This is a genomic window from Enterobacter sp. 301B, from assembly GCF_003850715.1.
Taxonomy (GTDB): Bacteria; Pseudomonadota; Gammaproteobacteria; order Enterobacterales; family Enterobacteriaceae; genus Enterobacter; species Enterobacter intestinihominis.
Genome location: NZ_PQTC01000057.1, coordinates 1 through 3,759 on the forward strand (window position 1 = coordinate 1; position 3,759 = coordinate 3,759).

2 protein-coding genes are annotated in these 3,759 nt (G+C 47.8%); both read right to left on the reverse strand.

Annotated elements, in window-relative coordinates; all coding sequences use genetic code 11:
* Positions 1 to 99: 99 nt before the first annotated feature.
* Positions 100 to 1,392, reverse strand: a complete 1,293-nt coding sequence (locus C3451_RS24025; RefSeq protein ID WP_023304011.1) for a DUF2254 domain-containing protein — start codon at positions 1,390 to 1,392, stop codon at positions 100 to 102.
* Between the two features lie 63 nt (positions 1,393 to 1,455).
* A complete protein-coding gene (betT, locus tag C3451_RS24030) occupies positions 1,456 to 3,453 on the reverse strand; it encodes a choline BCCT transporter BetT (RefSeq protein ID WP_047353163.1) in 1,998 nt (665 codons plus the stop codon).
* Positions 3,454 to 3,759 lie beyond the last annotated feature (306 nt).

Below are 3,759 nucleotides of genomic sequence, written 5' to 3' on the forward strand. Positions count from 1 at the left end.
CGGGTCTGACGGCGCTTAGTGCTGAATTCACTATCGGCGAAGGTGAGTTGATGGCTCATGATGTCCCTCTGGGATGCGCTCCGGATGAATATGATGATCTCATATCAGGAACTTGTTCGCACCTTCCTTAGGATTTTCGCCACTGAATAAATTATAATAAATTGATTTTATAAGATATTCGTCATGGGCTATATGACCAGTACGAGTTGCATGCTCTAATGTTTCAGATGCCAGTATATGTGCGGCTTCAGCAAACATCCCAGGCCAACCCTTACTCAGCATAGACAGTCCTTTAAGGACTCTTATCTGAATCTCCCTCATACTCGCACCATCACGTGCAACAGGTAAGAAAAAGTCTTCCAGTAGGTCTTTGATCTGAAGTGGCGCAACATGTACTGAAGGATATATCACTTCAGTTTCATCTATTTTATTCTGCGCGTAAGCGGAGAGTATTCGAACACCTCTGCCAATGACATCAATCGCAGTACCGGGATCGTTTACTGCGGGCGAAAGGGCCCTGCAGGCTATTTCGGCCATGACGCTGAGACAGAATCGGGGATCCTGAGCAAATGAACGCACATCCGAGACAATGATCGTTTCAAGTAAATCGGTACAGATTGATGACTCCTGACCAGAACTCAGGTACAAAACTGGCATCGATGGATGTATGAAACTGCCTGGCTGCGCCACAAGATATACATGACGAGGATCATTGCTCAGCAGACTGCCGAGCTTGACCATGTCAATATATTCAACATAGCCAATTTTCTCCGGATATACGGCAACAGTTCCTTTTGGTTGTTCATTGTTCTCAAGCCATGGATATCCGCCAAGACATGGACTTTTTGCTCTCGCAATAAATGTCTCGATCGCCGCCTGTTCTACTTTTGCTGTTGTCTCACCTACCCTGCCCAGAGAGGTCAAATGCTGTATCCAGCGAAGCAATGTGATGATTATTAAGGCAATGACAACCAGTGTTACAATGAATAAAATGACTCTACCCCTTTCTCCGTAGGCTCCCATATTGAGGGCAATAATCCCTACCAGGCTGAAGAGAAAAGAACCGATAAAAGTGGCCAGTACATTTTGTGTGGTTACGTCTTCTACAACTAAACGCGTGGCTCTGGGCGTCACATTAGTAGTGGCTGAACCGTAAGCGGTGACCATGATACTCAGTGAAAATGTGGTCACCGCCAGCATACTCGATGCCAGTATGTTCAGAATATTATCAACTGCTTCCGCACCAACCTTCACTGATACTGACTCTGGGATCATTGATCTAAAAAGAATAGATAAAAGGGCCGTTATTATTGCTACCATTGCAAATAACGTTGCCCTGAACCATAGTTTTTTAAGTGTCTGCCTGAGAATCCATTGCCAGCGTAAAATCATTCAGCATATCCTTGTATTAAGTTCGGGAAAATAAATGCCGCCCGGCAGGACGGCATTTTTGTATTAACGAACGAGGTGCAGGAAGTGCAGGTGTTTTTCGTACTGGTCCAGTATGTCATTAATCAGCTGTTCCTGATTCCAGCCCATCACATCATAGTTTTGACCGCCTTCTTTCAGATAGACCTCAGCGCGATAATATCGATGTTGCTCAACCTGCTGCTCGTCATTGTCCATTGCAGCCATGGCGAAAGCCGGTGAGTTATAGCCACGAAGTCTCACTTCATAAATAAAGTTCAGCTCATTGCCCAAATCGACTTCAAGCCGAATTCGTTCGTCATCAGTATCACTTATATGGCTTATCGTTCCCTGTTTATTCAGTTCTTCCTGAACCAGCGTCATGGCGGGCTGGATAACGTCGCCCATAAAGCGTATCACAAGAGAGCGCTTTGGCAGATAAGCGATATTGCGCAAGCGTCTCTGCCATGGAATCGGGTTACGCGCTGCAGTCGGAGCAATAGTCGCCATGCTCAGGCTTTCACGCTTGGTCAAATCCCGACGCAGGGCTTTTAATAATCCGTATATGGATATCAGTAAAATCACTGAGAAAGGTAATGCGCTCGCTATTGTCACGGTTTGCAGCGCGCTCAGTCCCCCCGCAATCAGCAGTGCGATTGCCACAATCCCTATGAGCGAGGCCCAGAAAATTCGCTGCCATACAGGCGTGTTAGCGACGCCACCCGATGCCAGCGTATCAACAACCATTGCCCCGGAGTCAGCCGAGGTGACAAAGAAGACAATGACCATCGCCATTGCAATAAATGACAGCACGGAAGAAAACGGGAAATGCTCCAGGAAATTAAACAGGGCCAGCGCGACATCCTGCTGAACGGTATTGGCGAGATCAGCCGCCCCCTGGTGCATAATGAGATAGATTGCGCTGTTACCAAACACCGTCATCCACATGAGCGTGAAGCCGGCGGGAACAAACAGCACGCCGGTGACAAACTCGCGAATGGTTCGACCGCGCGAGACTCTTGCGATGAACATCCCCACAAACGGCGACCATGAAAGCCACCATCCCCAGTACAGTAATGTCCAGCCCCCCAGCCAGTTGCTCGACTTAGGTTCATACGCATAAAGGTTAAAAGTTTTACTCACCAGTTCAGAAAGATAACCGCCCGTATTTTCCACAAATGACTTCAGCAGAAGCACGGTTGGTCCCAGACACAGGACCAGCGCCAGCAGCAGCACTGCCAGGCCCAGGTTGAGCTCAGACAGTATACGTATTCCCTTGTCCAGGCCGGACACCACCGAAATCGTCGCTAAACCAGTGATGACAACGATTAGAATCACCTGCACCGTTTCATTAATAGGCACCCCGAAAAGATGATTCAAACCAGCATTCACCTGCAAAACACCGTACCCCAGCGATGTCGCAACGCCAAAGACGGTGCCAATAACGGCGAAAATATCAACCGCATGGCCTACAGGTCCGTATATGCGCTCGCCAATAATGGGATAAAGTGCGGAACGCAGCGTTAAAGGCAGACCGTGACGGTAACTGAAAAAGGCCAGGATCAGTGCCACAATGGCATAGATTGCCCATGCGTGCAGGCCCCAGTGGAAGAACGTCAGGCGCATTGCTTCCTTCGCTGCCGCAACGGTCTCTGGAGTGCCGACAGGAGGTGAAAGATAATGCATCACAGGTTCAGCAACGCCAAAGAACATCAGGCCGATCCCCATCCCTGCCGAGAAAAGCATCGCAAACCAGGAGTGATAGCTAAAATCAGGCTGCGCATGGTCCGGACCCAGTTTGATATCACCGTAGCGTGAGAGTCCCAGGAACGAGACACTCAGTAGAATCAGGGCCACTGCAAGGATGTAGAACCAGCTGGCATTCGTGAAGATTTGTTGCTGAAGTAGTTTAAAATTTTTGTCGGCGACATCCGGGAATACAGCGGCAAAGGCGACAAGAAGGAAAATTAACAAAGCAGATGTAAAGAATACCGCTTTGTTAATCTGGCTTTTAGACTTCTTTTGGATTGTATCATTTTCACTCATAATCATTTATTCCATTAATTAAAATCCGCACTGTATAGAGGGTACTACATCTCAAAGATTAGCAAACTTCAACTTACGATGCGGCGTCAATCGGAATGCAGAGTGCAAGAGTGGCCATACAGATATCCTGTTGATAGTCTGCCAGCCGTCTTCTGGAGCATTTGATTTGCATAAATTGCGGCTTTGTTAATGGAATGGTCGCCTCCCATCTCTTGTGCCACAGTGGGACGATAAATCGTCACTCATTGAACGGAGCGCTGCTATCATGAACGTTAAAACTATTGGAATCGATTTGGCAAAAAACGT

Coding starts and splice junctions, on each gene's coding strand:
- C3451_RS24025 (WP_023304011.1), bottom strand. CDS start 1,392: ATGATTTTACGCTGGCAATGGATTCTCAGGCAGACACTTAAAAAACTA.
- betT (WP_047353163.1), bottom strand. CDS start 3,453: ATGAGTGAAAATGATACAATCCAAAAGAAGTCTAAAAGCCAGATTAAC.